Origin of the sequence: Virgibacillus sp. M23, from assembly GCF_034190895.1 — a bacterium.
In the GTDB taxonomy this organism is placed as follows: Bacteria; Bacillota; Bacilli; order Bacillales; family Amphibacillaceae; genus Virgibacillus; species Virgibacillus salarius.
In genome coordinates this window covers 1-250 of the sequence record NZ_JAWDHA010000438.1, presented here as the reverse complement: position 1 = coordinate 250, position 250 = coordinate 1, and the positions used below count along the sequence as shown (strand labels likewise).

Below are 250 nucleotides of genomic sequence, written 5' to 3'. Positions count from 1 at the left end.
TGACCACCACTCCGGCTGCCCACTTCCCTTTCCGTGGGGTTTGTCCTTCAGCTAACTTTTTTAGCAAAACCCGCTCAAAAAAGTGGATCTTCAGGTCAAACATTTCCCACAGGAGTTGAAGTAGCCGCCCTTCGCTATTATCAGGCTCTACAACGCTAGCATGAAGTAACACAGCTGCTTTTATACTCACGGATAGCGATTTTCACTTTACCCATTGTAAAAAAAGTCAACCTATTACTTATGACAAGAA

Annotated in this window: 1 protein-coding gene; it reads right to left on the bottom strand. The window is 44.0% G+C overall.

Annotation, left to right across the window (positions count from 1 at the left end):
* A partial coding sequence (locus tag RVS70_RS23295; protein WP_321135125.1) for a hypothetical protein occupies positions 1-190 on the bottom strand: 190 nt, incomplete at its 3' end.
* Between the last annotated feature and the right edge of the window lie 60 nt (positions 191-250).